Below are 26708 nucleotides of genomic sequence, written 5' to 3' on the forward strand. Positions count from 1 at the left end.
ATCCGGACTATTGGTGATCATTGACAAATTCAATACCATAGGGATCGGTGATTCCTTTTGTGATCAACTCCTGGATGCGTAGCGAATACAACTTTGTTTTGACCAGTAAGGGCTTTTTCTCTTTTTTGACGATCTGTGGAGAATGTTGTGCCTTGAGGATATAGTCCGTTACCGCCTGAATATCAGCGTCTGGGATCACTCCCTGCCATTTGATCATTTCAGTTTTAGGAATGCCGGTTCGGATGGTATGCAGAATAGATGCCCTGTCATTTCCGAATTTCCATGTAGTTTTGATCAGTGCGGTAGCTGCACCGCCCTGTAGTTGGCCACCATGGCAGCCTGCGCAATACTTCTTATATACCTCGTTTCCCGGAGGAGCCGATGTAAAAGAGGAGATGCATATTAGTACAGCTATAAGAAGGCCTGCTACGCTTTTCATAAGGTCAACATTTCAACGTTTCATAACCGAATATAAGAAAGGAAAGGGGCAAAAAGAAGAATATTATGCATAAACTGGTTGTCTAAAATCTATTACCTTTTGTTTACAATACATATGAAGAAAGGAATACTCATTATTGCCCTTTTAGGTTTGACCCTGTTCATTGGTGTGAACGCCAGAAAAAGACCTGTAACTCCCCCTGTCATGCACAGTGGAGATCTGATTTTCCAAACCTCTCAGTCTGCACAAAGCAAGGCGATCCAGTTGGCCACAAAATCCAGGTACTCTCATTGTGGAATCGTGTATAAAGAAGGAGATAAGTTTTATGTGTTTGAAGCTGTGCAGCCGGTAAAGCGGACACCGCTGGATCAATGGATTGCGAGAGGGAAGGGTGGCCATTATGTGATTAAACGACTGAAGAATGCGGATAAAGTGTTGACGCCAGAAGCGTTGAAGAAAATGCAGCAGGTAGGAAAGACGTTTACCGGGAAGAATTATGATCTTACTTTTGAATGGAGTGATGACCGGATGTATTGTTCAGAACTTATCTGGAAAGTTTATCAACGGGCTACAGGTATTGAGATTGGAAAATTGGAGACATTAAGTGAATTTGATCTGACGAGTGATGTGGTGAAAGCTAAGATGAAAGAACGATATGGGAATAATATTCCGAAAGATGAAGTGGTGATTTCCCCAAAAGCAATATTTGAGAGTGAACTGTTAACAGCGATTATTGACAAGTAATACCTACGAAAGGATCAACTTTTCAATTGGTGGAAAGGTTGACAAAACAGTTGGTTATCTTTACGTCGCACACAAAAAAGATTTACCTGAAATGAATCCCGGCTGATTGATCATGTTGAAAGAAATAGGAGATGGCTGGTACATTTATAAGACAACCTGATAATGAGCAAAAGGAAATACTCAAAAGCGACAATAGCCATTATAAATGAATTAAAAACCGATCAACGGGCCTACCGGTACGAAGAAGACGGTAATAAATATGGGTTACTGATCCTCTACCGTGGAGAAACCCTGTTTTACCAGGAAAATGACCGTGCCCTGCTGTGTGAGATCGCTGCCAGGTTTGCAGTTATTAACCCTGAAACAATTGTTCAATGGGATGATAATACTGATATTCACTCAGATGAACGTGCGGCTATCCTTGATAAAATCATGACACTCTACAAAAAAGCGTACAAAGACGATCTGAAAATTTATTAGAGAAAATTTGTGTAGTTAAATAGCTACTCATATATTTGTAGCCAAATAGCTACATAATGACAAAGCGAAACAATATCATCTATTGGACAGCGACTATCGTCCTTTCCTTATTCATGTTAGTAGGGGGAATAGCGCAGATTTTCAGGCAAAAGGACAATGTGGATGGAATCATCCATTTGGGATACCCGCTTTATTTCATGACTATCCTTGGGGTGTGGAAAATATTGGGTGTCATCGCGATCCTCACACCCCGGTTTCCGCTGGTAAAAGAATGGGCGTATGCAGGATTTTTCTTTGCCATGACAGGCGCCGTCATTTCTCACATTGCTGCAGGAGATCAATTTGCACATTTCATTGCACCACTGGTATTTGCAATACTAACCGTGGTATCCTGGTATTTCAGACCTGCAGGTAGAAAGCTGTAAGGGTCAGGAGAGCTGATCCCATACCTCCCTGAAATCCTTGTCGCGCAATACTTCGCCCAGGTCGTAAGCATCATACCCGGTAGAACGTATCGCATCTCTGCATTGTAGCAATAGTTGCACACATTTTTCTTTATTACCTGATTTAATGGCAAGCCTTGCCATGGAAATGTAAGGATGTGAATAGTAATTTCTGCCCAGTACGGCCGCCAGTTGCAGCTTTTCTTCTGCCTGGTGGTTGATGGAGGGAGACTTGTAATCGTAGGCCATTCCGGTATAGGCAAGCAGGAAATCGCCCCAGTAAAGATTCAGCTGAAAATCCTCTTCATGCTGATATACCTGTGAAAAAAGCTGCAGCCCGTGTTCAAAGGTATTGATCAGTTTTTCGTAAGCCCCCTGCTCATGATAGATCCGTGCGATGGCAAGCAATGCGTTAGTGGCATATACGGGAAAGGTCCAGGCAGCAGGCTGTTGTACATGACCTTTGGTGAAAAACTCTACCGAAATCCAGTAATAGGCCAGTTGCAAATCGTTCTCTTTCAATCTTTTGGCAGTATCGGCAAATCCTTTGCCCAAACGGTTCAGCAGTTCAGGATCTTCTGTATAATGGCCTTCAAGTGGCTGTAACAGCAAGGCGGTTTGCGCGACCATTATAGCCTTGTATGCTGCATCAATTTCCGGCGAGTCGTGAAAGAGGATGTAATGGTAGGTTTCAGCCCAGTCGAGGTAAACGAGCGGTTGTTTTTCTGCCAGTTCATGCATAGCGCTTTCGAACTCACGTAACAGCCGCTGGTGCCAGTAATGATTCTGCTCAAAAGGGAGACTGCGTACCCTGAAGCATAGATGAACCAACGCGCTGATAGCAGTGATATCCCTGAGCACAGGTCTGAAAAAATATAGTAATTCGGTGAAGGCTTCAGTCGTGAATTGCTTTGTGATTTCCATTTTATCCGTCAGCGCCCTCACCATCGACATTTGTATGTCGGTGGTTTGCGGGGCGATGTTGTATATGCGGATAGCTTCCTGGATGTATCGTAACTTATCTTCAAATGCTTCTGCACGATCTGCCAGGTTTTGGTAACAATAGCCTCGTTCCTGTGAGTATAGCTGATCGGGAAAGAAATGCTGAATGGAGTCGATAATACCAAGCAGGTAAAAGATAAAGTCTTCCGGGTTGCTTACTTTACCGCAGTCCAGGTCATACACACCATAGGAGTAAACCATATCATAGGCACCAATAATTTCTTCCTTATATTCTTCCAGTTGGGTCGGTGAAAGGCTTTCTACCAGGGCATCCATTTCTTCGACGTCATATCTTTCGGCCAGTTCTTTCAGCTGAGGGATGATATTCATTTGCTAAAAATAATCAAAGAGAACAATTTTTCAGAGGGGTAAGATCAATAGCTAAGCTATAATATCATCCTATTACCATAAGTACATGAAAAGGATATCTCTATATCGATTCGATATTGAGGTGCCCATTAAGTGATGTATTAGTACTCATTTGGCGTTATTGTCGCACTATTATTTCAAAGAATTGTTTTAAATTGATTTTACAACCCCAAAATTGTTTGTTATGGCTATTGTCAAAGACAACTTACTACTTCAGTCCGTGGAGGGTACTCTCGGCAATCAATTCACAATTTATAGACGGAACGGGCAGATTATTATAGCGAAGAAGCGTGGTCCGTCAAAGAACAAGCCGACTAAAAAGCAGCTGGAAGCGAGGTATAAGATGCGCGTTGCGGCAGCTTATGCAAAGGTGATCATACAGGATCCTGCTATAAAGGCATATTATAAATCACTGGCCGGACCTGGCCAGAATGCCTATAATATGGCCGTGAAGGATGCTTACAGGTCTCCTGAGATTCAGAATATTCAGTTCGAAGACGAGACCGTAGTGGTAACGGCAAAGGATGAATTCAGGGTAGCGGAGGTGGAAGTACGGGTATATGCTGCGGCGGGTGTAATGCTGGAAAGAGGGAAGGCGGTTTTAGGCAGGAATGGCGTGGATTGGTATTATAAGGCTGCGGCTTTACCGGCTGGTGGCCAGGTCGTGGTGGTGGCGGTAGATCTGCCCGGGAATGGAACGGTCAGGGAAATAAGGGTAGAATAAATGGGGTATTGGAAATTAGAAAGTGGTCACCCTTTCTGCTTTTACCCTTTTTGATCTTTGTTTTCTCAAAGAACGTTTCTTTGTGGGCTCTTGTAATGTAATTGGTCTTCCTGGCCCGGAACACTACTTTTCTATAGGCATTAAAATAACCGGTTACCGTGGAGCTGTTTAGTTCCAGATTAAAGAAATGGTTATCTTAGTCACATAGCTTAATCACATGAACTATCCTATTTGCGACATTCACGGCATCAACATCCATGACAAGCTTTACTACACAAAAAAATTCCTGACCAACGAATATGTTATTGCCAATCACCTCGCCAAACATATCCATTTATACGATAACATGGTATGGGCGGACTACCTGTTCTTTAACGATCTGCAAGGCAACATCCGTTCATTGAATGAGCATAATACAAGATATTATTTTGATCAGGTAGTGCGTTCTGGTCCGTACGAAACCACTGATACTATTTATACTTTTAACAGCAATAAAGAATTGCTGCAACGGAGCATTCAGGAAGGCAGTGATAAAAATATGTCAAAAGAGGAGCAGTTTTTTGTCGAAAGTCTTAAGCAACCGCACACTATTAAAAGAATAAACTCTTTTAATGGTATTGTAAGTAAAACCCAGGAGGTATTTTTAAGTAATACGTTGGAGTATATAGGAGGCATTACCCGGTTTATGGCTACTAATGAGACAGAACAGTGGGCGCGACAGGGGCCATCCACAAGCCGGTATGGTATACGTAACGGCCGGCCACCTCAGAAAATACACAACCGGAACAACAAGAACGAACAAACAAAAACAACCATTGCTTATAATGAAGCTTATCAGATTACAAGCTACCAGGCTTTTAGTCAGAAAAACAAAACGCAATTACTGTATGAAGCTGTGTTCTGCTATGATAACAACCAGGCACTTGAAAAAATAACATACAATCGTTATCCTCCTAACCATGCCTTTTCAACTGATCTATCATTTGAATATGACAACCGGGGATTATTAATCAGTTGCACGAAGGGAGGCTCCAAACAATGCTGGCAATATGATGAACAGGGCAATCCCGTTTATCACAGCCAGGATAATGTATTAGGTCAGAAGTACTTTGAAACCACCTTTTCTTATACCTATGATCACGCAGGTAATTGGATCACCCGCACAAAAAGCGACTACCGCCTTACGCAGGGTTACAAAACAAAATTTCAGGAAAACGATACTGAACGGGTTATTGAATATTATTAGTGCCTCTTGCTACTTTCCTGATATCAGTTTGCGCTGCTCCCTCTTTTTTTTCTTGGATTTCACGTAAAGATGAAAAATCCTGATGGCATGAGTCCTAATGATATTGTGGTTCAAGGTATCCAAGCGTTTCAGCAAAGAGTGCTTAATGATTTACGGAAAGCAACAGGAGCCAATCTCTCAATGGATATCAATGGTCATATAAGTATGACTATTGGATATGAAACACATTATATCAAATCGGAATCTTCAAATTTGGTATCTTATTGGTTCTGAACATTCAACTACCATTACGGAGACAAGTGAGATAGGAGGAAATGAAAAAAATGCCTAAACTGCAATCCTTATGAGATGGATATTCGCCTTATTAATTAGCACCACGCTTTATGGACAATCATCCTCCTTAGATGAGATAAACATTAAATGGAACAAAAGAACGTTGTCTGATATGGCTGCCCAATTAAAATCTGAACTTAATGATCCTAAATTATATTATCGGGATTCAATAAATTATTCAACCTATTTGGAAATGTTATCAGTCGATAGTATTGATGAAATTTCAGATCGTTTCACATTTTTGAAGCATGTATCATTATTCTATCCTGGTTTTTTTAATGATTATTATGTTATTGAATTAACGAAATTAGGAGAATTGCTACGAACATTTAAGTTTATCGTAGAAATAAATGGGAATAATACAGTGAATGTTTATGGATTTTGGAGGGTTGCTGGTGGTTGGGAATCTGTAGGTATAAGAAAAGGAATTAAATTAGAAATAAGGGGGTTAAATGAAATACTTGTTGATACTAAGGGCCTTAATATGGAAAGGATTATTGTTACTCAATTTAAGGGGGATAATGTGCTCTTATCGAAGTATTTTGGTGTTTTTGCATTACCAGGTGGTAACCTTATTCCTAAGGTTCTATCCATGTATCTTTCGTCTTACGAGAGATATGATAATTGATAAGTTTAATGTGCAAAAGGATTGAAGTGATGCCTGGAAGAAAAATATGCGTATTAATAACGATTTAACCTGTAATGAATGCAAATGATTAATAGAATCAGTCAACTATTCCTGCTTTTTAAATATTAAGCAAGTGTTCCCTGTGCCCTGATTTCCACAGCTGTTACAGACCGAAGTATATCAGATAATATTCAAAAAATGATTGATGAAAAAGATCAGTAACAAAAAAGGGAATGATGTATAGTCGAATTTTTATAAGTACGTACAAGTATTACTCAAAATTTAAAAATCAAAGCCCACGATTTAGTGCTGCTATGGTACTTACATTAAGTCAATTTTGTACGCTTATGTTGATACTTATAATCCTGCAAAGAGCATTAATATGGGATGCAGCTAAATATATTCCAAGCAAATTTGTAGTCCTTCCGATTCTTTTTGTTTGGGTATTAACCATCTATAAGTACTTTTCTGAGGAAAGGATTAGCCTTCTTATGAAAAGCTTTAATGAATTACCTAAAGGGACACGCCAATTTTGGGCTGTCATGAGCCTGGTGTTCTTTGTACTACCTATGATTTTAATTGCTATTGTTGGTTGGGGACCTCGCCCTCAGTTTTAATTTGTGCTTATTTAACAGTTAAAATAATGAAATAGCTCCTCTTCTTCATAAGAATTCCCTTTTTCATAATACTAAGCGGAAATACTCAGCACTATAACGATATCGTTCGTTTAAAAGTTTACTACATCATTGAAAAATCAAAGGGTGATATCTTCAAAATAAAGACAAATATATTGCAGTACCTGCTATTGCGCTCCAATATCCCCGTATTAGACACCAGCCTTATTTTCCCAAACGTACAGCCTAAAATATACAGGTGTCTTTGCAAAATAGTTAGTTTATGGAGTTGCCGAAAATTGAAGGTTGGGTTTTGGGTAGGTTTTAAAACAAACTATTAGCTAAGGATGACGTTTGTTTAAAATTTAGCTCTTGAATAATCGTTTCCGGTCTATCGTGTGGCATTAAGAAGAACTGGACCTTTGAAACAGCTCCTAATATGCCAAAGGGAAAAAATTTCTTTAGTTGATACTTTTGGCAAAGATGAAAAGCAAGCCATCAATGATTGGCCTGACTGTCTCTAATAAAAAAAATGAGGATAATTTTTCGCAACTGATTGGTACAATTCATCAGTTATATTATTTGCATGATCAAAATCATTCATGCGGCTTTCTATCTTGGCTTTAACAGCAATCTGTTTGATATCCGTTTATTCCTTAAATAAGGAGATGAGGTGCCTTCTTTTTCTTAAGTTGGTAGCTATCAACTGTTAGCAGGATGCATTTCTACTAATTCTTTAAATTTTTCCAGCAACAATTCTAGTTTGGTTAGATCTCCTGCAGCAAAATACTCTTTGTTTTTAACCTTCACAAAATACCAATCATACTCTGTTTTGTCTTCCTGAATTACCATTTCTATATTTTCCAAATTAGTCTCAGCCAGGTCAATAGTAACGTGCCAGCCAGGATTGTCGGATATACCGATATTAATTCCATACATATGCTCCCAGTCGCCATTGCATTGAGAGCGCACCCAACCTGATATCCATGTAAGTATTGTACTCATATCGCTTCATTTAATTTTTGGCATTGACCAAGCTGTTTAACCAAGTCACATTATATAATAGGCAAATCAATGCGGTTTGCCTATTGCTTTTTAAGATTGGTTTATTATTTATTCATTGATTTGATAGCCAACTTTATTAGATCAATCATATCTACATCAAGTTGCACTGCCAGTATCTCAAAGTTACTAAGATTAACCTGATTAGTGCTATGTACCTTTCGATGTAAGGTAGAGTAATTGATACCAGTGTCTTTACAAACTACGGAGACAGGAATAGCATCAAATATATCAGCAAATTTTTGAAAGCAAGATAATTATGTGCTATTTCATGGCAGCTACTCCCCTCGTTAGATGCTTACTCCTTAATTATCACATCGTATATCCTATTCTCACCTTAATACTACTCGTCGCAGGAAAATTCCTGTTTGCCAAAAAATCATATAAGACCATCAAATTCCCCTTTAGCTTCGCATTTATTTTATATTTTTTTGAAATCCCCAACAATGCACTCCCTTGCCAGCTACTTATATTTCCCAACTGAGATACATTCGTAAAAGAAGACACATAATTCTCCTCAAATCCCCCATTTACAAAAAATGTTCCCTTCAGTTTCCAATCTGCGTAAGATCTCAATCCAATACCCTGGTGGGTAAAAGCAATATGATTCCAACCACTTCCCATTCCTAACTTATAAGAGATTCCAACACCAGCGGAACCGTTCTTATGAAACTTATATCCCACCTGTCCGGCAATATCTGTTGTAGTAGGGTAATAAGACGTGTTTTTTTGAAATTGCAGGTTTCCACCAAACTCCAACCGTTGCAAAAAGCGTTTTGTCTTCATCGGATTCGGTTTAAAATCTGGCATATCCCCTACATTATCTAAATTGGAATATTTATCCTTCAACTCATTCAGCTGTGACTTTGCTTGTGCCAACTGTTGACTCACTGCCTGCTGTGCACCGGGATCATTCCCCAATCGCTGGGAAATAATAGACTCAACCTGGCTACGGGTTTGCAACCCTGCCAGACTAGCCGTGCTGGTACTGCTGGCACCAACCAGGTTGAACAAACTGGCATATTGGGAATGTTGAGAAATGAAATTGTTATATGCAGGTAAGGTTTTTAACAGTTTGACCGCCTTTTCCTCTGCCTTCTTTCTGTCAGAGAGTGTCGTTTTATATTCATTGAGTTGCTGGCCGTAATAGTACGCTTCTTTATTCAGGTTCGTCAGTTCCTTTCCAAAACCATTATAATTCGATAATTGCTCCTTTAATTGCTGCCTTTGTTCCCGCAGGTATGCTTTGACCTGCTCTGCCTGTTGCAGGCTATTCTGGAGATCATCTACGCTTTTTGTTGCATTTGCCAGTTTACTGCTTTCGGAACCTATGATGCTTTTAGACTCCTGCAGGAATTTCATAGAGTTTTGCAAAGTATCCAAATAGGCGCCGCCGGCATTGGAATTGATCCCGGTTACCTTTCTGCCCATGCCCTCTTTCAGATTATTCAGGCTATCAATCGATTTAGTAAATATTCGTTTCGCTGCTGTAGAATCCACTTTCATCAACTTCGCCTGCATTTTCTTTTCCTGTCGGGCAAAACGGTTCAATGCCTGCACCGTACGTTTATCAACTTGCGCCTGCACTTTATCTGATTTACGCTTTACCTGTGACAGGTACCTGTCAGGCAGGGAGATGACGCTATCCATTTTAATTGTAGAATCGGCAGGAACAAATTGGATTGAATTGGACAACCCAGTAAATGCGGCAAGTAGAAATATATTCATGGTATAAGTAAAAGGTTTACAAACTCGCCTGGTAAAAGTATTGTTATAATCGAAAAAGAGGAATAACAAATTCTTAGTATGATGTAGCGCTTATTAAACATTCAATTCTTCGTTATTAATTCATGAATAATTGCTCCTATCCAGAATATGCCCGTTATAGAAAATCCCAATCCCAATATTCTCTGCTTATATCCCAAAAGGATGATCGATCCTATCACAATTAAGACAGGGCCACTGAGAAAAACCTGGATATATGAATGAAGTGGTAATAATGGGAAGTAGTTATAAATACCTTTATAGTCTTGTAAAAAATATAATAATATGGGATAAACCATGATTATTCCTATGATATACAAGAAAATTAAAACTGTTTGTCTTACTGAAGTAGCCATAAATAAATGATAAAACTGTTTCAAGCTAATGAAATTTTAAAGAAGTAAATTCTAAGAACCGTACACTTAATGAATAGTCTCGGTAATATTCATCTTTCACCCTGCAAATTCCCCTTGTTTATCTATAAAATTAGCCTATCCATATTTTTATTAAATCATTAGTTAACTTCCCTGGTTATCTTTAAGATTTCCTATTCCATTTAACCTCTCCTGGCATTGTAGCATCGTACGTAAACCTGGTTTAATTCCCTAGCCGCTATTTATTTAATGATGTATACCCGTATTAAAACATGTTTTATTCTGTGGATGTTGCTAATATACCTAAATGCGACAAAAGGCCAGTCCCCATCCATAGTACCCTTACCTGCAGAAGCAGCAGCCCTCTTTCAATACAACAGTACCCCTGTAAGTATGATGACGGGCATCCCGCAAATCTCTTACCCGATTTACGAAATCAATACCGGCAAAATAAAGGTACCTATCACCCTCAGTTATCACGCCTCTGGAATAAAGGTTACCCAGAAAGCCACCTGGGTAGGCCTTGGATGGTCACTTATGGCAGGCGGCTCTATCGCTCGCCAGATCAGGGGAGATGAGGATGAGACAGAAACTTATGGCTGGTTTAATCAAAGTACACCTATTAACAGCTTTGGTAGTGTGGTGACTTATGATGGACGAAAAAACTACTACGAAAGCAGGCCTGACCTGCAACCAGATTTTTTCAATTATAATTTCACTGGTAAATCAGGGCGGTTTCTATATTCCAGGGACCAGAAGAATTTTGTCACTGCTCCCTATCAACCTGTCAGAATTGCCCATACCAGTGATAATAACTATATAGTCACAGATGATGATGGCAGCCGCTATTTCTTTACACAAAAATTCAACACGACTACTGATAATTCAGGGCTTCAAACACACGTCATCGGTTGGAACCTGACTAAAATCATATCCAATGACGGTGCAGACAGTGTACTATTTAACTATGAAACCGTCACAGGTAACGGGGATAAAGCCGCCGACAACGTACTAACTTTTAATAAGGTATACCGCAAGAACGTATCAGGTACAGATGATGCGGCCTCCTATGTAGCTGATGAAGTGGTCAAAACCATCTCTTACTCTTATAATAATGTACCTAAGATCAGTGAAATCATTTTTCGGCAGGGTAAAGTGAAGTTCTATGCCAATACTGTCAGGACCGACTATGCAGGCAATGCGCTGGATAGCATTGTCGTATATAGCAATGATAATGGCACTTACAACCGTGTTAAAAAGGTTTCATTTAACTATAGTTACTTTTACACGGGTAATTCATATCCCAGCTTTACAGATTACCGGCTCAAACTCCTTTCATTTTCCAACGAGGACCTGAATGGAGAACAACCGGAAAAGTATACCTTCGATTACAACAGTACAACCTTACCCAATACATTATCCTGCTCACAGGATTGGTGGGGATTCTACAATGGTGTAACACAATACACCCTCATGCCCAAACAACTCCCGTCTCAGACAGAAATTCAAAAGTTTGGGAAGTTAGGCACTGCAGACAGGTCTGCTTCTGAAACATATATTATGGCAGGCATCCTGAATAAGGTAACCTATCCAACCGGAGGGTATACCACTTACGATTATGCCATTAATAAATATGAGAGAACGCCTGATAATAAAGACTCTACAATAGCTTCCATTACACTGGCCGGTCCTGCAAAGGTAGGCGTCACTTATGGCTGGGATAGTGCCACAACGACATTCCAGGTCAGACCTCCTAACAATAACCAGTATTATTATGAACTGGATATCTCGATAGATTTTTCAGCATCTTCTGCCAATCCAACGCTGAGTTATGCACAGGAGGTACAGCTGAGAGACCTTACCACTGCTAAAATAGTCGCCAGCTGGAATTCTGATGCCTATCTCAATGCAGGTACAAACGGGACAGCTCATACGCTCACGGCCACTTACACCTGCGATACCAGTCATACATACCAGTTATACGTGGGGATCAATGATCTGCCTACTACTACCGTAACTGCAAGCATTTCCATCGCCGTTCCGGACAATAGTACAAAATACAAATATGGTGGTGGCATCCGTGTAGAAACAATCAGTAGTTATAATCTTGACAATACCCTGCAGAAGAAAGATGTGTATAAGTATGGGGAAAATGAATCTGGTATAGGTTATATGCCTACTTCAGCGGATGATATGATGACTAATATCTTTTACACTACCAGTACCAGGAGAAATGTCGCAGTATCTTCTACTGGTTGTAAAACGGAAGATGGTAACAAATATACTTATATCGCCCAATCTACCTATCCTACTGTCACTTTCCAGGGAGCGAATGTATTATACCCTTATGTTACAAAGTATGAATACAGCAATACCCGTCCCAATGGTAAAACAATGTTTACGTACAATATCCCCAATGACTTTGTGACCATTGGTAACCAATCTGCCCTTGGAGGAAAGGAAAGAATTGATAACGGGCTTTCAGATGAATTGCCAATAAAGACTTCGTATTATAAATTCAACAGCACTGACAGCTCCTTTTCACTTATAAAAGAAACAGTCAATACCTGGGAGCTATTCAACTTTACTCAGGACTCTGCCCTCATGGTGTTCCCTACCACAGAATATGCCACCACTGAGCATTGTGTAGACGCTTATACCGACTACAGTTCATTTATCTACATGGTAAAAAGCGGTGGGCGACATCTGGCTGTTGTTACAGATAATAACTACGATGATAATGGTACTGTATTCACTAATACGGTCAACTACACCTATAATGATAAAAACTACCCTCAAAAAATCACAAAACTCAATAGTAAAAACGATACCCTGGTCACAGAAATCCACTATCCTGGAGAACATAACAGTACAGATGTAAATGCTGGTGTGCTGGACCACATGGTCACAAAAAATATGCTTCGCCAATCTTACTGGCAGGGGAACTATACCAACGGTACCTTATTGAGTTACAAACACACGCTGTTTAGTGATACCTGGGAAAGTAACGATAGCCAGATCGCACCAAAAATCGACAGCAACTGGCAATTAGGTAATGATAATAGTTTACCGGCTATGACCATCGCTTACCAAAGCTATGGTCAATATGGTAATGTACGTCAGATTAGAGATAATCAGGGTATTACTACTGCTTATATATGGTCGGCAGACGGCACTTACCCAGTAGCGCAGACAGCAGGCGCCTCCGTGAATCAAGTGATGTACGATGGGTTTGAAGATGCTGATAGCTGGACGGGTATTACCCGCGATGCATCCATCTCCCACACAGGTAGATATGCAGGTTTGATCAGTGGCAGTGGCACTTATGTAAATCCCACCTGGAATACCATTTCTCTTTCCACAGCGACCTCCTTCCGCTATTCCGGCTGGGTGTATAGCAATGGTCCAGCTGCTACAATCAATCTACTGATGAAAACCAGCTCCGAAACCGGCAGCTATACTTATATAGATAATGTATCTACTTCCCAGACTGGAAAGTGGGTATATCTTGAAAAAGAATACAGCATTCCTTCCGGCGTGGCCTATGTAACCCTTCGCCTGGACAATAGTAGCAGTGGATCTGTGTGGTTTGATGAAGTCAGTCTGCGTCCTGCCGCTTCACAGATGAGTCATTATTCATTCCTGCCACTTGTAGGTATGAGCAGTAAGACGGATGAAGGTAATCATACCATCTATTATGAGTTCGATGGCTTAAACCGCCTCAAACTGATCAGGGACAAGGATAAGAATATATTGAAGATGTACTGCTACAACTATGCAGGTGATGTAGACAGATGTGAGGGTACCACCTATTACAACGATTACCAGAGTCAGAAATTCTCTAAAACCTGTGCGGTGAGCGGTGCCAACACGACCGTCACCTATGCCGTTGATGCCGGAAAATACAGTTCCCGTACCAGTGTAGCGGATGCTAATAGTCAAGCGCTTGCAGACATCGCTGCCAATGGTCAGGCATATGCCAATCTAATGGGTGATTGTAGTTATTACCTGAGTCATCAAATGACAGATACCTTCACCGCAGTATGTGCGGACAATGGGGTTAGTTCAGCAGTAGTGTACACTTTAACAGAAGGTACAGACACATCCTCCGTAAGCCAGGATGATGCCAATACCAAAGCCAGAGCACGTCTCGATTCACTGGGGCAACTGTATGCCAACGCCAATGGCTGTACCTGGACCAATGAAGCACAAAGTGGTACCTATACGAAAGTATGTACTTCCTCCTCAGCAGAAGGTACAGCGGTGACCTATACAGTCGCAGCAGGAACTTATTCATCTACAGTAAGCCTTGCCGCTGCAAATGCACTGGCAAAACAACAGGTGTCTGATAGCGGCCAAACTTATGCTAATACGAATGGCCTTTGCTATTATTATAGTGATGCACAATCAGCCACAGCAACAACCGCCTGTTCCACAGGATATGTAGGTACAGATGTCACACTCACCGTAGCCGCCCGTCATGATTCTTCACTCATTAGCAAAGATTCAGCAAATGCTGCAGCACTGCGATATGCCAATGCAAATGCACAAAGCAATGCTAATACAAATGGCCAGTGTTTAACTTGTAACCTGATCCTGAGTAAGAAATCAGGTAGTAGCAATTTAGGCACCTTTAATGTGTCCATTGTCAATTCCAGCACAGGTGCAAGCGTTTACAACCAGTCGTTTACCGATCCAACAGATGCTCAGCTGGCAACGTGCTACAGAATAGCCAGTGATGCCACTTATACCATTACTATTACTGCCCAGAATTACCTTTATGCTACCGTGAATGGTACAGAAAAAGCTATTAGTCCGGGCGGTAGTCAATCATGGTTGTTAGGACCTACATTAAATATTGTCCTTTCATCATCCGGTACTATTACTTATAGTAATACAGCCATCAGTAAATCAGTTCAGAAAAACAGCTGTACCAATGACTCCACGGGATCTTATGTGACTTATACAGTGGCTGCCGGTAAATATACCTCTACCGTATCACAGGAATATGTGGATTCACTGGCCAATGTGGATGCTACAAACAATGGACAAACATATGCGAATACCAATGGTTATTGTTTCCCTTCAGGTAAGAATTTCGCCATCGTGGTAAAAAAAGGTGGCACAAACCCGGGTACGCTTAGCATTACAGCCACAAATACCAGTACCAGTACAGCAGAAGTAAAGACCACCGCTATTACAGAATGGCCATACTATGCTGCCATCACCAGTGGTAAAACCTTTACCATCTCTATTGCGCCGATTGGCTCTGGTATTTCTATGACTGCTGATGTAAATGGTACACAGAAAACGGTATCATCTGGTTCTACCATCACTTTTACCGGTAATTCTGCACCTATCCTGATCCTCATCTGGAAAAATTAAACCTATGAACAGACTGTTATTTATATATATCACTTCCTTTTGCCTGCTGGGATTAATTCTTCCCGGCAGTGCACAGGTGCCGGTCACTGTCCAGCGTACAGCAGCAACACCTGTTACCCTGCCTGCGGCATACACGAAAACTGCTTACAGTTCTATTCGAACCTGGATACCTGCTATGATTACCTCAGACGAGAATCTCGTATTTGATTCCAGCAGATCTACGGCCGATGTAAAATTAACTACTCAATACCTGGATGGATTAGGGCGTCCTTTACAAACAGTAGAAAGAAGGATCAGCCCGAATGGGAATGATATGGTCACTGCTTTTGTATATGATTCACTTGGCAGACAACAATATCAATATCTACCATTTGTACAGGAACAAAATGGAAAGATCAAATCAGATCCATTTGCAGCACAGGCATCCTTCTACCAGGATGTGAGTCTAAACCCTGGTATTGCAGATGAACATGTTTACTATAGCCAAACTGAGTATGAAGCCTCGCCTTTAAGCCGAGTACTCAAAACATGGGCGCCTGGTGATAGTTGGGCCAAAACCGGAGGGAATCATCCCATAGAGATGCAATACTATTATAATACCCTTGCAGATTCTGTCCGCATCTGGAAAATTGCAATTAGTAGCACCACCTGCTCTGGCAATACCACTTATGGTACAGGGTCAGCAGTGATACCTGTTACTTCAGATATTTATGCTGCCGGTCAGTTAATAAAAAGTAGCATCATCGATGAAGCCGGTCACCAAACTATTGAATATAAAGACAAAGAAGATCATGTTATTCTGAAAAAAATACAGTTGGCAGATGCTCCTGACAACGCACATGTTGGCTGGTTATGCACATATTATGTTTATGACGACAAGAATAATCTACGTTTCGTCATTCCTCCACTCGCAGTGCAAAATATTATGTCAACTTGGACTATTTCTCAGACCATAGCTGATGAGCTCTGCTATCAATATCAATTTGATGGCCGTGGTCGTATGATCTCAAAGAAAATACCCGGCGCTGGTTCCGTATATATGGCGTATGATAGCCGAAACAGACTTGTCTTCACCCAAGATTCCATACAAAGGCAAAAATCCACTCCTGAATGGCATACAACATTCTACGATGGACTGAATCGTCCTTACGAAACAGCCATCTATACAACGGCTTTGACTAGAGAAAAATTACAATGTAGTATCACCACCAATTTAGATGACACTTCGGTCATCAATCTATCTTCATTGACTGCGGACCTGGTAGTGACTACTTATAACAGTGCAGACAGTGCATACCAGGCAACCAACTCCATTACCTTTGATCCAGGATTCACTACTGCTGATAATGCTGAAGTAGAAGCCTCCATCGTTAATGATGGCATTACAAGTGTTGTAGCATCCAATCCCGTTCCGGTTATCTCTTCATCTGCACTTACGCCATTGACATACACATACTATGATAATTACAATTATAGTGGTGTATTGAGCTTCGTTAGCAGCTATTTATCAAAATTACAACCTGGTGATAATCCTTATAGTCAGGCCGTTACTTCATCCAGTACGCGTGTTGCCACTCTCACCACAGGAACAAAGGTTCGCATATTAGGTACAGACCAATGGCTCACCACCACGAACTACTTCGACGATGATGCCCTGACTATCCAGACAATTGCAGATAACCATACAGGTGGAAAAGATGTGACCAGCCTTCTATATGACTACAATAGCAAGGTGTTAAGCACCTACCTTATGCATACCAACCCTTCCAGCACTGTTACGCCTCAGACAACCTTATTGACCAAACTGGATTATGATGCAGCCGGTCACCTGGTTTCACTCGTCAAGCGGCTGAATGACAGCACCAACCTTGAGGAAAAGATCGCAGAGAACACCTATAATGAGCTTGGACAATTGCAGCAAAAGAAAATAGGCGTAACTGCCAGTGGGCAGTTAGATACCCTCACCTATACTTATAATATCAAAGGCTGGTTAGCGGGTATCAACAAAGCATTTGTCAATTCCACCGGCACAGAGAACTGGTTCGGTGAAGCAATCAGTTATGATGATGGCTTTGATAGCAGTCAATACAATGGCAATATTGCAGGCATCAAATGGAAAACCAGGTCCAACGGCATACCAAGGGCATATGGTTTTGGTTATGATGGTGCCAACCGCCTCAAAAAGGCTGTCTTTAACCAGCAAAACACAACAGGAGCAGCATGGACATCAGACAAAGCTGACTTTACAGTAAGCAACCTCGTTTATGATGCCAATGGTAACATTAGCTCAATGAAACAACAGGGGTTAATAGGTACGACCAACAGCAATGTGGATAACCTGACATATACCTACCAGGCAAACAGTAATAAGCTATTGACAGTGACGGATGCGAGTAATACAAGTACCGCCAAACTAGGTGATTTTAATGATGGTACAAACACAGGCGATGACTATACATACAACGGTAATGGGAATTTAATATCCGATCAGAATAAGCATATCACTTCTATCAGTTATAACCTGCTGAATCTTCCCGAAAAAATTCTGGTCAGCGGCAAGGGTACCGTTAATTATTTATATACAGCAGATGGCAGGAAACTGAAAAAAACCGTGGTGGACAGTACCTTGTCTCCTGTCAAAACTACAGTGACTGATTACATAGAAGGATTAGTGTATGAACGGGACACCTTACGATATATTATTGACGAAGAAGGCCGTATTCGTCCGGAATACGATTCCGGCAAAGCCCTCGTTTATCATTGGGATTATTTTGAAAAAGATCACCTGGGCAATGTCCGGGTGGTATTGGGAGATAATGCAGATACTAGCGTATACGCTGCTACGATGGAGACAGCCAGCAGTGCGACTGAAAACGCTTTATTCAGTAACATAGACAATACCCGTACGGCTCTTCCTGCTGGCTATCCAACGGATGAAACTACCAATCCAAATGCATATGTAGCCAGGCTGAATGCGGAAAGTGGTGAAAAAATTGGACCCTCCATTGTATTACGGGTCATGGCGGGGGATACCCTGCAGCTGGGGGCCAAAGCATTTTATAAGAGCACGGCAGCCAGCACCTCCAGTACTACCACAAGCAGTATGCTAGCCGCACTTGTACAGGCATTCAGTTCTTCCACTATCTCTGATGGTACACATGCGGCTGCGGGTACAAACTCTGCTATTTCGTCAGCATATACATCCAGTGAGTACGAAGAGTTGATCAGCAAGGATGCGGATGAGAACCTTGCTACTAAACCCAGGGCGTATCTCACCTATGTACTTTTTGACGACCTGTTCAACATGGTAGATGATAATAGTGGTGTGAAACAGGTACAGGGAAATCCTGATGAATTGCAAACATTGACGGTAGAGAAGTTCGTTATTAAAAAAACAGGATTTGTTTATATTTATACAAGTAATGAAAGTGGGGAGAATGTGTATTTTGATAATTTGGTGGTAGTCCATAACAGAGGGCCATTATTGGAGGAGACGCATTATTATCCGTATGGACTAACAATGGCGGGGATATCCAGCAAGGCAGCTTCCAGCTTAGATAATAAGTATGAATACAATGAGAAGGAGAAGCAGGAGAAGGAATTTTCCGATGGCAGCGGGTTGGAGTGGTATGATTATGGGGCAAGGATGTACGATGCACAGATTGGGAGGTGGCATGTGCAAGACCCTAAGTCGGAAGCCTACACTGGCTGGAGCCCTTATAATTACTGTTTAAATAATCCAATTAAATATATAGACCCGAATGGTGAGGATGTCTATCTAATTATTTGGGGTACCGCCGATGGAGAAATAGGGCATGCAGGAATAGCAGTTGATAATTATAAGACTGAAAAGTATAAAGTCAAAGAAAAATACAAAGATACCAATGGTAAAACGAGAACAAGAACGGTAGAGAAGGAAAGGCAAGTTAAAGACGGTACTGTAACATACCATGATTTATGGCCAGGAAATGAAGGAGGAGTTGGAAAAAGCAATTTTGATAAGGATGTGGTAGGTCAATATAATACAAAGGTTACTACGCTTGATGCACTTAAGAATACCGACATTACTGGTTCAGAGGGAAGAGCACCAGATGGCGTTGTTCAATTAAAAACAGATGGAATTGGTCAGGACAAGCAAGTAGAAGATAAATTAAAAACATTTAAAGACAATAATCCATCTTATAATGGATTAAAATGTAACTGTTCTAATTATGCTGCGGAGGGCATAATAGGAGCAGCTCCACCAAGTGTCGGTGTCTATTATATTTCTGAGCAAATCGGTTCGCAATGGGCAGTAACACCCAATCAGCTTTATAAGTTTACAACTACACTACCTAATGCAACCGTCGTTAAAGATGCTGGGACTAAAGTTGAAAAGAAATTTCTTGATGGCGTAACAGGTGGAGGTGTAAAAGGGGCAGCAGCAAAAGTAAAAGCCGATTAAATCATTAATTTGTATGCAAAAGTACTTAGTCTTACTATTATTGTTGACTATGCAAAAGTGTTCTAATAAAACTGAAGTTATCAATAGTAATAATGTAAAGGAAGTGACTATTAGAATAGATAGTACTTCAGAAAATCCTATCTCTAAAGAAGTAAAAGTCACTCAAAGCGATAGTCTGACTTTTATATTGAGAGAATTAAATGATTGTAATAAAGAGCCTATAAAATTTTATCCAACTCACAGAATAAAGCTAATTTACAATAACGGAGAGGAGGATATAATATTTTGCAGTGGTAGTTCAATGAAATTTAAAGGGGTTACATATCGAATGAATAAGAGCATAAGAAGTATTATGCAATAAAACAAAGCCCTACATTGTCTAAGCATAGGCGTTGATTTGTGTATTGGCTTCCCCTAGTTGGCGCAAGCATAGACGTGGCGCAGGGATGAGGAGATGGGTTTGTTTTTATGGCAACGCGAGTTCAATTTATTGATAGCCATAATACGAAGATAGAAATACCGAGTGATTCTAATGATCCGGACAGACTTATTAAAATAGACGCTACCTCACTTCCTAAAAATGAGCCGATGTTTTCAGCATGGGATTTTGTAAAAAGATTTATTATAGCACCAGTTTTAATTGGTTCATCAGCGATTAAAAATTAGACATGAAAAGTAAAATTATTTCTTCCGTAATTATATTATTTGCTTTTTTCTTATCAAATCTGAGTTGTGAAAATCAATCTAAAAATGAATTATTTAAAGAAAAACCCAGTAAAACTGAAGACTTAGAAAAAGTGGAAGTATTAAAATTTGCAAAAGATACAGCTTTGCAAGTATATGGAACTATGATAGAATATGAGTTACCACTGGTAGCCCAATTAATTGGAGATTCTTTATGGATAGTAAATGGTACCTTACCAAAAAATGCAGTTGGAGGAACAGTATATATTGAAATAAGAAAGAGAGATAATAAAGTTTTAAAACTTACCCATTATAAATAATTTTTCCTTATATAAAAAGCCGCTGATTTAGTCCATCAAATCCTCAATAGGGAAGAACAGAAAGGCGTTTTGTGTTGATCTCAAGGAGGGCTATGCTGCCACTAACATGGTATAGTGCAGCTGAAAAGCAATTGATGCAAATACGATTATAATTTCCGGGCGTTCAGGATGTAAAACTTCCAAGAGCCGTGGAGCAAATAGTATTAAATTATCAGAAAAGCTCTGGATCAGTATCCAGTTTAAATAAGGCTATGGATTTTAACCTAACAAAATTCTGGGTGGTATCAAAAGGCAATTGATTTATCAATAACATTAATCAAATAACAGGTGCGGTTGTAAACTCAATGGTTGACCCAGGGTTTATCCCTATTTATCCCCCAAGAAATGCAGCAGGTGTTTTGATTATCCTATTAGACGTTTGGAACAGAAACTAAATCTTATGAAAAAGGTTGCGTATATATTATTGCTTTTTATGGCTGTATTTTACAGTTGTAACACAAGTAAATTAGCAAAAGAGTACAAGTTGTACCAAAGGGATAAAACCATAAACTATCCTAAAGAAAAACTAAGTATTGAGCTTGCAAATGACACAACAGGTTTGTTTGTGAATAATTATGAAAGCACGAAGGTTTTTAATCAGGACTTTGTTTTTTCAAAAATAAAGGATGACTATTTGATAATTAGAAATGTTAGCCAATCAAACCCACATCTTATATCATTAAAGCAGGGCGATAAAATTGTCCTTACAAAAGGACGGCTATTGTTCTTTTACAATGGCGATAAGAAATATCTTTTATCATTTAAGAAATAGTGATAAAATGGTAAGCAACAAAGCCACTCAATTGAGTGGCTTTGCTATTTTATGAAGCATACGCTTTTTTATTTTTAAAATCTCTTATGAGAGCAACGAGAGTAATAAAGATGCGTTCCTGTTCATTATCCGAAAGCTTTTGTTCTTCCAGTACGCGTGTCGCCACTCTCACCCCAGGAACAAAGACGACCAATCCAAATGCATATGTAGCCAGGCTGAATGCGGAAAGTGGTGAAAAAATAGGACCATCCATTGTATTATGGGTCATGGCGGGGAAAACAGGATTTGTTTATATTTATACAAGTAATGAAAGTGGGGAGAATGTGTATTTTGATAATTTGGTGGTAGTGCATAACAGAGGGCCGTTATTGGAGGAGACGCATTATTATCCGTATGGGTTGACGATGGCGGGGATAAGTTCAAGTGCATTACCGGAAAAACTGATGAATAGATATAAGTATAATGGGAAGGAGTTGCAAAATAAGGAATTTGGAGATGCGAGTGGTTTGGAATGGTATGATTATGGGGCTAGGATGTATGATCAGCAGATTGGTAGGTGGCATGTGTTGGACCCCTTGTCGGAAAAAATGAGAAGGCACTCGCCGTATAACTATGTATTTGACAACCCAATTCGATTTATAGACCCGGATGGTATGGGACCTAGCGATATAATTATCAGTGGAAGCCGGGAATTCCAGCAACAGGTGTTCAAAGATCTGTTGAGGGCAACAGGATCCAGCTTAAAACTGCTAGATAATGGGAAAGTGGTAGAGACCCCGGGTAGAACGTCTGCAAAAGAGTTTTCAAAAACAGCAGAAGTAATCTCTAGTCTAATTAATTCTGAACATACTGTAACCATTACTGAAGTAGAACTTCCTGAGTCTAATAGTGCTGCACCCTCAGATCAGAATAATCGTTTTGATGCATTATCAAAAGAATCAGCAGGAACAGGTAAGGGGACGGATGCCTTAGTAGAATACAATCCAACTGATCCGGGTAGCAGGATCCAAAATGAAGATGGAACATCAGGTAGGCCTTCATTTATTGGTCTGTTGCATGAACTCATACATACGGAAAATATTTTCGAAGGTAAGATGGACTATAGAACAGCTACGTATTCCAGCGATCCGGACCATCCAGGCAGCAATCTTCCAAACGAGGAATTGAATGTAAGGAGTAAGGAATCTGAATTAAGAGAAGAGCATGGCGTGGTTCCAAGAGCTATTCCTTCTATTAAAACAAATTTGAAGCCGACTCTGTTTCCTAAAAAACAACCAAGTAATAAACTGTCATTATGAAAATTCTAAGTATCTGTTTAAGTATAATAATGTTATTACAAGAAACTCAACTAGACGTTGATGCTTTATATCTTAGTTGGAATAGAGCTACTCTAGCTGATATGAAGCATCAATTGCAAAGTGTACCGGCTGAACAAAAAGAATGGTACCAAAATAACATTGACGCGCTCCATAGTACGGGCAATCTTAATACTGATAGTATTGATAAGGAATCACTGCGTCACACGTTTCTAAGTCATTTAACATCCCGTTTTCCAAAGCTTTTTGACAATTTCCTTGTTATCGAGATTACAACATCAGGAGAAATACAAAAGATATTCAAATTTGTACTTGATATCAGTGATTGCGCTCATCCTGTAATATATGGATATCAGTATAAAGGAGAATGGGAATCGATAGGCATTATAAAGGATACGAAGTTGACAGTAAACAAGCATTTAGAACAGATACAAACGGCACCTCAAAAGGGATTTAATTTTGAGGATGTTATTGTAACAAGATTTATGAAGGGTAAAGTGGAATCTTCAAAATATCTTGCACATTTCACATTAGCTGAAAAAAGCTTTGTAACAGATGTGTTGTCGCGGTATATATCTTCATATATTAAAAAATAGAAATGACGTTAGTGGAAAAACCAAATTAGATGGCGCTAATTTTTGAAAATATAAGTATTTCCACCACTACTACTTATGGTTCCAGTTCCGCGACTCTTCCTGATACTGCCGGCATTTACAGTACCGGGCAGCTCAATAAAAGCATTTCAATCGATAAAGCAGGGCACCAGGTGATAGAATACAAGGACAAAGACGGCCAACTCATTCTCAAAAAAGTCCAATTGGCCGATAGTCCTGGTAAAGCCTATGATGGATGGTTATGCACCTACTATGTGTATGACGATCTGGGCAGTCTTCGCTTTGTAATATTAAATTATTAATATGTTAAAAATAGTTGAAGGGGGATTCCGTATTTCCACAGAAAATGGTAGAGAAATTCTGACCATTCAATCGGAGAGGATCAAGGAGTGTATGGATTTTTTTTTAAAAGAAAATATGATGGAATTAGAGTTGACCCGTTTTTTGGGTTTAATTTTACAAGTCTGAATTTTTTGAAGGATTATTCGGAGTTATGGAAAGAAATTAAATACATATCAATTGCTGAAGAGATAGTGGATATCACTGCAATGATGCTCCTAACTGAATTAAAATATATATCTATTGCACAAAAGAACCCTAAAGTAGATTTTTCTCATTTTCCAATGCTTGAAAATTTAATTACGGCAGGAGGTGGTAAGATTAAAAATTTAGAGCTTTGTGAAAAATTGGAGTCACTAGCTATTTATTACTATAATTCTAAAAGCAAAGATTTCTCTGAAATTCCTTCTGTTATTTGGATTAAGGAGATTCATATCTCTAATTCTTCTGTTATTAATCTTAATGGACTGGAAAAATTTAATGCTCTTGAAAAGGCGTCTTTTCATTATTGTACTAAATTGGAGGAGTTATGTTGCCTAGATAATGCTTCTAATACACTCACATTTTTGGAATTTGATAACTGCAAGAAAATTCTTAATCATGACTATATCAAAAATCTTAAAAATCTAAAAGTATTGGCTTTAAATGATTGTGGTTCGATTCCTTCTTTTCAATTTGTGAGTAAGATGTTGGCATTGAAGAGCATTCGATTCGTTGGTACGAATGTTCTTGATGGGGATTTGATGCCTTTGTTGAGATTAGATTATGCTGGGTTTTCAAACAAACGTCATTTTTCTCATACCTTTGAAGAGATTAAGTTATTGAATGAGAAAAGAAATGGTTGAAAGCTGTTTGATTGAAATTTGAAATACTAATGTTAGTATGGCAAAGTCAATTATTATTTATGATCGATTATACAAAAAGTGCTAAATTTTTCTGGGATTGGTTTTCAGGAAGGCAATTCGAATATTATGTCATTGAAAGCCTGGATGAATCTCAGCAGGAAAATTTAATAAATCAAATGTTGATTCAACTACAAGCATATTGTGCTAATTTGTATTTTGAAATTTCAAAAAACTTATATGGAAAACAGGAATTGATCATTTCGGCTGGAGGCGATCCATCTCTCTTTAATGTTGTCGATAGTTTGGTCCGGGCAGCACCTGAATTTGAAAAATGGAATATTATTTCATTAAAACCGCCAGTTTTAGAAAATTTTGAAATGAATTATGAAGGGATAGTTATTAATACAGAAAATTTGTTTTTCGCTCCTTTGAAAATGAAGGATCCCTCTTCTAAAATTAGCCTTAGATTGTTTCTCGAAAATTATAAGATGGAGCGAAAAGAAGACTATTTGGAGGCAGCCTGGAATATTATGGACAGTATGTTAGGTGAAAGATCTTGTGCCGAAGATATTGGTTACCTCGATATAGAGGGGATTCCCAATCCCCAAATGATTGAATTTAATATAAATTCAGGTGCGTTATTTCGTATTTCTGAGGTAAGAAAATATGTTGAAAAAAATAGACTAGTGTCAAGCCAAATTAATAACGTCGTATAAAAACCCTAACTTTTGTTCCAAAAAGTTCTGGTAAGGTATAAAGTAACCCTTAGCCAGTCGGAACGCGAGGAACTGAAAGGGATAACTATTAGTCAGGATGAATTAAATGTTAGTAAAAGGGAAAGAATTATTAGGAGTGAACTGGGAGTAACCCCAAGGGCAATCCCGATACCTAAATCATTTGAGTTCCATTATAACACTAAGCTATTAAAAGAACCCAAAAAACCAACATTACACCCATGAGTATGACGAGTGTTTGTCTATTAATAACAATCTTTTTCCATCAAAATATAACTATACTGAAAGATTCAGTATGTCTGGACTGGGAAAACGCAACGATAAATGATGTAAAATGTCAATTAGAACAAAACCATTTACTTTCAGGAAATGCTTATAAGGAATTATTAGCAGTTTTAGGAGATTCAGAAATAGAGCGATCCAGAATAGAATTGAGATGTGATCTCCTGAATAAAATAAAGGAATCTAATCCTTTATTTTTTAACAAATATTTTATCATTGAGACTAATACAAAAACAGATCCTACCAGAAGTCTTGCTTTGGTTGTAGATGTAAGTGATAGTAGCCATTTAGTATTGTATACTTACCAACGATTATCATACGACTGGAAACTAACCGAAGTTTTAAAGGACATGAAACTGCGATTAAACAATGATATATATTCGAAAAATAAACGAGGCGTCAATATGGGCTACTTAATTGTCTCGCAATTTGAAAAAGAGAAGGTTAAACAGTCTAAATATCTCACTGGATTATCATTAAACGCAGACTCATGGGTAGCGGAAGTTTTAGATAGAAATGAGACTTTATAAAACATTGACATGTAAAATGCGAGAATAATAGAAAACGGTCTCCCTATAATTACGCATTTGTGATTGTGAAAAAACATGAATATGTTGAAAGAGGTAAAACTTCATTTGACAGGGTTACTTCACTGATTGTTTAAAGCGTGGATTGATTGAAGTATATTGGCTGCAGGCAAACGCCTGCGGCT

The 26708-nt window shown here is 39.3% G+C and carries 23 protein-coding genes; 19 read left to right on the top strand and 4 right to left on the bottom strand.

Translation table 11 applies throughout. The features are described 5' to 3' along the window. Positions 1 to 7 precede the first annotated feature (7 nt). A complete protein-coding gene (locus SIO70_RS09980; RefSeq protein WP_320580724.1) occupies positions 8 to 439 on the bottom strand; it encodes a cytochrome c in 432 nt (143 codons plus the stop codon). A 114-nt stretch (positions 440 to 553) separates the two neighbouring features. Here SIO70_RS09980 and SIO70_RS09985 point away from each other — a divergent pair, with 114 nt between their 5' ends. The 3 genes from SIO70_RS09985 (at position 554) to SIO70_RS09995 (ending at position 2088) form a co-directional block, all read left to right on the top strand. Beyond that, the gene (locus SIO70_RS09985; protein ID WP_320580725.1) at positions 554 to 1183 is read left to right on the top strand and encodes a YiiX family permuted papain-like enzyme; all 630 of its coding nucleotides are present in this window, start codon (positions 554 to 556) and stop codon (positions 1181 to 1183) included. A 162-nt stretch (positions 1184 to 1345) separates the two neighbouring features. Beyond that, a complete protein-coding gene (locus SIO70_RS09990; protein WP_320580726.1) occupies positions 1346 to 1663 on the top strand; it encodes a hypothetical protein in 318 nt (105 codons plus the stop codon). 56 nt (positions 1664 to 1719) lie between these two features. Continuing rightward, positions 1720 to 2088, top strand: a complete 369-nt coding sequence (locus SIO70_RS09995) for a DoxX family protein (RefSeq protein WP_320580727.1) — start codon at positions 1720 to 1722, stop codon at positions 2086 to 2088. Positions 2089 to 2091: 3 nt separating this feature from the next. Here SIO70_RS09995 and SIO70_RS10000 read toward each other — a convergent pair whose 3' ends face one another. Continuing rightward, positions 2092 to 3438 carry a hypothetical protein gene (locus SIO70_RS10000; RefSeq protein ID WP_320580728.1) on the bottom strand — a complete coding sequence of 449 codons (1347 nt, stop codon included), beginning with the start codon at positions 3436 to 3438 and terminating at the stop codon, positions 2092 to 2094. A gap of 223 nt (positions 3439 to 3661) precedes the next feature. Between SIO70_RS10000 and SIO70_RS10005 the strand changes: the two genes are divergently transcribed. From SIO70_RS10005 to SIO70_RS10020, 4 genes are all read left to right on the top strand, one after another. Next, positions 3662 to 4201 carry a hypothetical protein gene (locus SIO70_RS10005; protein WP_320580729.1) on the top strand — a complete coding sequence of 180 codons (540 nt, stop codon included), beginning with the start codon at positions 3662 to 3664 and terminating at the stop codon, positions 4199 to 4201. 217 nt (positions 4202 to 4418) lie between these two features. Beyond that, positions 4419 to 5447 (top strand): hypothetical protein, encoded by a 1029-nt coding sequence (locus SIO70_RS10010; RefSeq protein ID WP_320580730.1) that lies wholly within the window; start codon positions 4419 to 4421, stop codon positions 5445 to 5447. Between the two features lie 343 nt (positions 5448 to 5790). After that, entirely contained in the window at positions 5791 to 6408 is a 618-nt protein-coding gene (locus SIO70_RS10015) for a hypothetical protein (protein WP_320580731.1), read from the top strand. Between the two features lie 347 nt (positions 6409 to 6755). Then, on the top strand, positions 6756 to 7025 hold the full coding sequence (locus SIO70_RS10020; RefSeq protein WP_320580732.1) for a hypothetical protein: 270 nt from the start codon (positions 6756 to 6758) through the stop codon (positions 7023 to 7025). A gap of 699 nt (positions 7026 to 7724) precedes the next feature. Here the strand turns inward: SIO70_RS10020 and SIO70_RS10025 are convergent. Beyond that, a complete protein-coding gene (locus SIO70_RS10025) occupies positions 7725 to 8027 on the bottom strand; it encodes an Imm53 family immunity protein (RefSeq protein ID WP_320580733.1) in 303 nt (100 codons plus the stop codon). Positions 8028 to 8396: 369 nt separating this feature from the next. Beyond that, positions 8397 to 9812: a hypothetical protein gene (locus SIO70_RS10030; RefSeq protein WP_320580734.1), complete on the bottom strand. Its 1416-nt coding sequence runs from the start codon at positions 9810 to 9812 to the stop codon at positions 8397 to 8399. Positions 9813 to 10510: 698 nt separating this feature from the next. On the opposite strand from SIO70_RS10030, the gene SIO70_RS10035 reads away from it, so the two are divergent. The 12 genes from SIO70_RS10035 (at position 10511) to SIO70_RS10090 (ending at position 26526) form a co-directional block, all read left to right on the top strand. Beyond that, a complete protein-coding gene (locus SIO70_RS10035) occupies positions 10511 to 15607 on the top strand; it encodes a DUF5977 domain-containing protein (RefSeq protein ID WP_320580735.1) in 5097 nt (1698 codons plus the stop codon). A gap of 4 nt (positions 15608 to 15611) precedes the next feature. Further along, entirely contained in the window at positions 15612 to 20051 is a 4440-nt protein-coding gene (locus SIO70_RS10040) for a DUF6443 domain-containing protein (RefSeq protein ID WP_320580736.1), read from the top strand. A 13-nt stretch (positions 20052 to 20064) separates the two neighbouring features. Then, complete coding sequence (locus SIO70_RS10045; RefSeq protein WP_320580737.1) at positions 20065 to 20412, top strand: hypothetical protein; 348 nt, start codon at positions 20065 to 20067, stop codon at positions 20410 to 20412. 307 nt (positions 20413 to 20719) lie between these two features. After that, positions 20720 to 21055 carry an NTF2 fold immunity protein gene (locus SIO70_RS10050; protein ID WP_320580738.1) on the top strand — a complete coding sequence of 112 codons (336 nt, stop codon included), beginning with the start codon at positions 20720 to 20722 and terminating at the stop codon, positions 21053 to 21055. Positions 21056 to 21494: 439 nt separating this feature from the next. After that, positions 21495 to 21866 carry a hypothetical protein gene (locus SIO70_RS10055; RefSeq protein ID WP_320580739.1) on the top strand — a complete coding sequence of 124 codons (372 nt, stop codon included), beginning with the start codon at positions 21495 to 21497 and terminating at the stop codon, positions 21864 to 21866. An 86-nt stretch (positions 21867 to 21952) separates the two neighbouring features. Further along, a complete protein-coding gene (locus tag SIO70_RS10060; RefSeq protein WP_320580740.1) occupies positions 21953 to 23164 on the top strand; it encodes an RHS repeat-associated core domain-containing protein in 1212 nt (403 codons plus the stop codon). Further along, positions 23161 to 23778, top strand: coding sequence for a hypothetical protein (locus SIO70_RS10065; protein WP_320580741.1), 618 nt, complete (start codon positions 23161 to 23163; stop codon positions 23776 to 23778). Before SIO70_RS10060 ends, SIO70_RS10065 begins: the two co-directional genes overlap by 4 nt. Before the next feature lie 29 nt (positions 23779 to 23807). Beyond that, positions 23808 to 24098 (top strand): hypothetical protein, encoded by a 291-nt coding sequence (locus SIO70_RS10070; RefSeq protein ID WP_320580742.1) that lies wholly within the window; start codon positions 23808 to 23810, stop codon positions 24096 to 24098. Position 24099: 1 nt separating this feature from the next. Further along, positions 24100 to 24264 (top strand): hypothetical protein, encoded by a 165-nt coding sequence (locus SIO70_RS10075; RefSeq protein ID WP_320580743.1) that lies wholly within the window; start codon positions 24100 to 24102, stop codon positions 24262 to 24264. A 5-nt stretch (positions 24265 to 24269) separates the two neighbouring features. Beyond that, the gene (locus tag SIO70_RS10080; protein WP_320580744.1) at positions 24270 to 24980 is read left to right on the top strand and encodes a hypothetical protein; all 711 of its coding nucleotides are present in this window, start codon (positions 24270 to 24272) and stop codon (positions 24978 to 24980) included. A 59-nt stretch (positions 24981 to 25039) separates the two neighbouring features. Next, positions 25040 to 25696: a hypothetical protein gene (locus tag SIO70_RS10085; protein WP_320580745.1), complete on the top strand. Its 657-nt coding sequence runs from the start codon at positions 25040 to 25042 to the stop codon at positions 25694 to 25696. Between the two features lie 239 nt (positions 25697 to 25935). Further along, positions 25936 to 26526, top strand: coding sequence for a hypothetical protein (locus SIO70_RS10090; protein ID WP_320580746.1), 591 nt, complete (start codon positions 25936 to 25938; stop codon positions 26524 to 26526). The last annotated feature ends 182 nt before the right edge of the window (positions 26527 to 26708 follow it).

The organism is Chitinophaga sancti, assembly GCF_034087045.1.
Taxonomy (GTDB): domain Bacteria; phylum Bacteroidota; class Bacteroidia; order Chitinophagales; family Chitinophagaceae; genus Chitinophaga; species Chitinophaga sancti_B.

Excerpts from the sequence above, each read along its gene's own strand:
- SIO70_RS09980 (WP_320580724.1), bottom strand. The coding sequence starts at position 439 with ATGAAAAGCGTAGCAGGCCTTCTTATAGCTGTACTAATATGCATCTCC.
- SIO70_RS09985 (WP_320580725.1), top strand. The coding sequence starts at position 554 with ATGAAGAAAGGAATACTCATTATTGCCCTTTTAGGTTTGACCCTGTTC.
- SIO70_RS09990 (WP_320580726.1), top strand. The coding sequence starts at position 1,346 with ATGAGCAAAAGGAAATACTCAAAAGCGACAATAGCCATTATAAATGAA.
- SIO70_RS09995 (WP_320580727.1), top strand. The coding sequence starts at position 1,720 with ATGACAAAGCGAAACAATATCATCTATTGGACAGCGACTATCGTCCTT.
- SIO70_RS10000 (WP_320580728.1), bottom strand. The coding sequence starts at position 3,438 with ATGAATATCATCCCTCAGCTGAAAGAACTGGCCGAAAGATATGACGTC.
- SIO70_RS10005 (WP_320580729.1), top strand. The coding sequence starts at position 3,662 with ATGGCTATTGTCAAAGACAACTTACTACTTCAGTCCGTGGAGGGTACT.
- SIO70_RS10010 (WP_320580730.1), top strand. The coding sequence starts at position 4,419 with ATGAACTATCCTATTTGCGACATTCACGGCATCAACATCCATGACAAG.
- SIO70_RS10015 (WP_320580731.1), top strand. The coding sequence starts at position 5,791 with ATGAGATGGATATTCGCCTTATTAATTAGCACCACGCTTTATGGACAA.
- SIO70_RS10020 (WP_320580732.1), top strand. The coding sequence starts at position 6,756 with ATGTTGATACTTATAATCCTGCAAAGAGCATTAATATGGGATGCAGCT.
- SIO70_RS10025 (WP_320580733.1), bottom strand. The coding sequence starts at position 8,027 with ATGAGTACAATACTTACATGGATATCAGGTTGGGTGCGCTCTCAATGC.
- SIO70_RS10030 (WP_320580734.1), bottom strand. The coding sequence starts at position 9,812 with ATGAATATATTTCTACTTGCCGCATTTACTGGGTTGTCCAATTCAATC.
- SIO70_RS10035 (WP_320580735.1), top strand. The coding sequence starts at position 10,511 with ATGTTGCTAATATACCTAAATGCGACAAAAGGCCAGTCCCCATCCATA.
- SIO70_RS10040 (WP_320580736.1), top strand. The coding sequence starts at position 15,612 with ATGAACAGACTGTTATTTATATATATCACTTCCTTTTGCCTGCTGGGA.
- SIO70_RS10045 (WP_320580737.1), top strand. The coding sequence starts at position 20,065 with ATGCAAAAGTACTTAGTCTTACTATTATTGTTGACTATGCAAAAGTGT.
- SIO70_RS10050 (WP_320580738.1), top strand. The coding sequence starts at position 20,720 with ATGAAAAGTAAAATTATTTCTTCCGTAATTATATTATTTGCTTTTTTC.
- SIO70_RS10055 (WP_320580739.1), top strand. The coding sequence starts at position 21,495 with ATGAAAAAGGTTGCGTATATATTATTGCTTTTTATGGCTGTATTTTAC.
- SIO70_RS10060 (WP_320580740.1), top strand. The coding sequence starts at position 21,953 with ATGAGAGCAACGAGAGTAATAAAGATGCGTTCCTGTTCATTATCCGAA.
- SIO70_RS10065 (WP_320580741.1), top strand. The coding sequence starts at position 23,161 with ATGAAAATTCTAAGTATCTGTTTAAGTATAATAATGTTATTACAAGAA.
- SIO70_RS10070 (WP_320580742.1), top strand. The coding sequence starts at position 23,808 with ATGGCGCTAATTTTTGAAAATATAAGTATTTCCACCACTACTACTTAT.
- SIO70_RS10075 (WP_320580743.1), top strand. The coding sequence starts at position 24,100 with ATGTTAAAAATAGTTGAAGGGGGATTCCGTATTTCCACAGAAAATGGT.
- SIO70_RS10085 (WP_320580745.1), top strand. The coding sequence starts at position 25,040 with ATGATCGATTATACAAAAAGTGCTAAATTTTTCTGGGATTGGTTTTCA.
- SIO70_RS10090 (WP_320580746.1), top strand. The coding sequence starts at position 25,936 with ATGAGTATGACGAGTGTTTGTCTATTAATAACAATCTTTTTCCATCAA.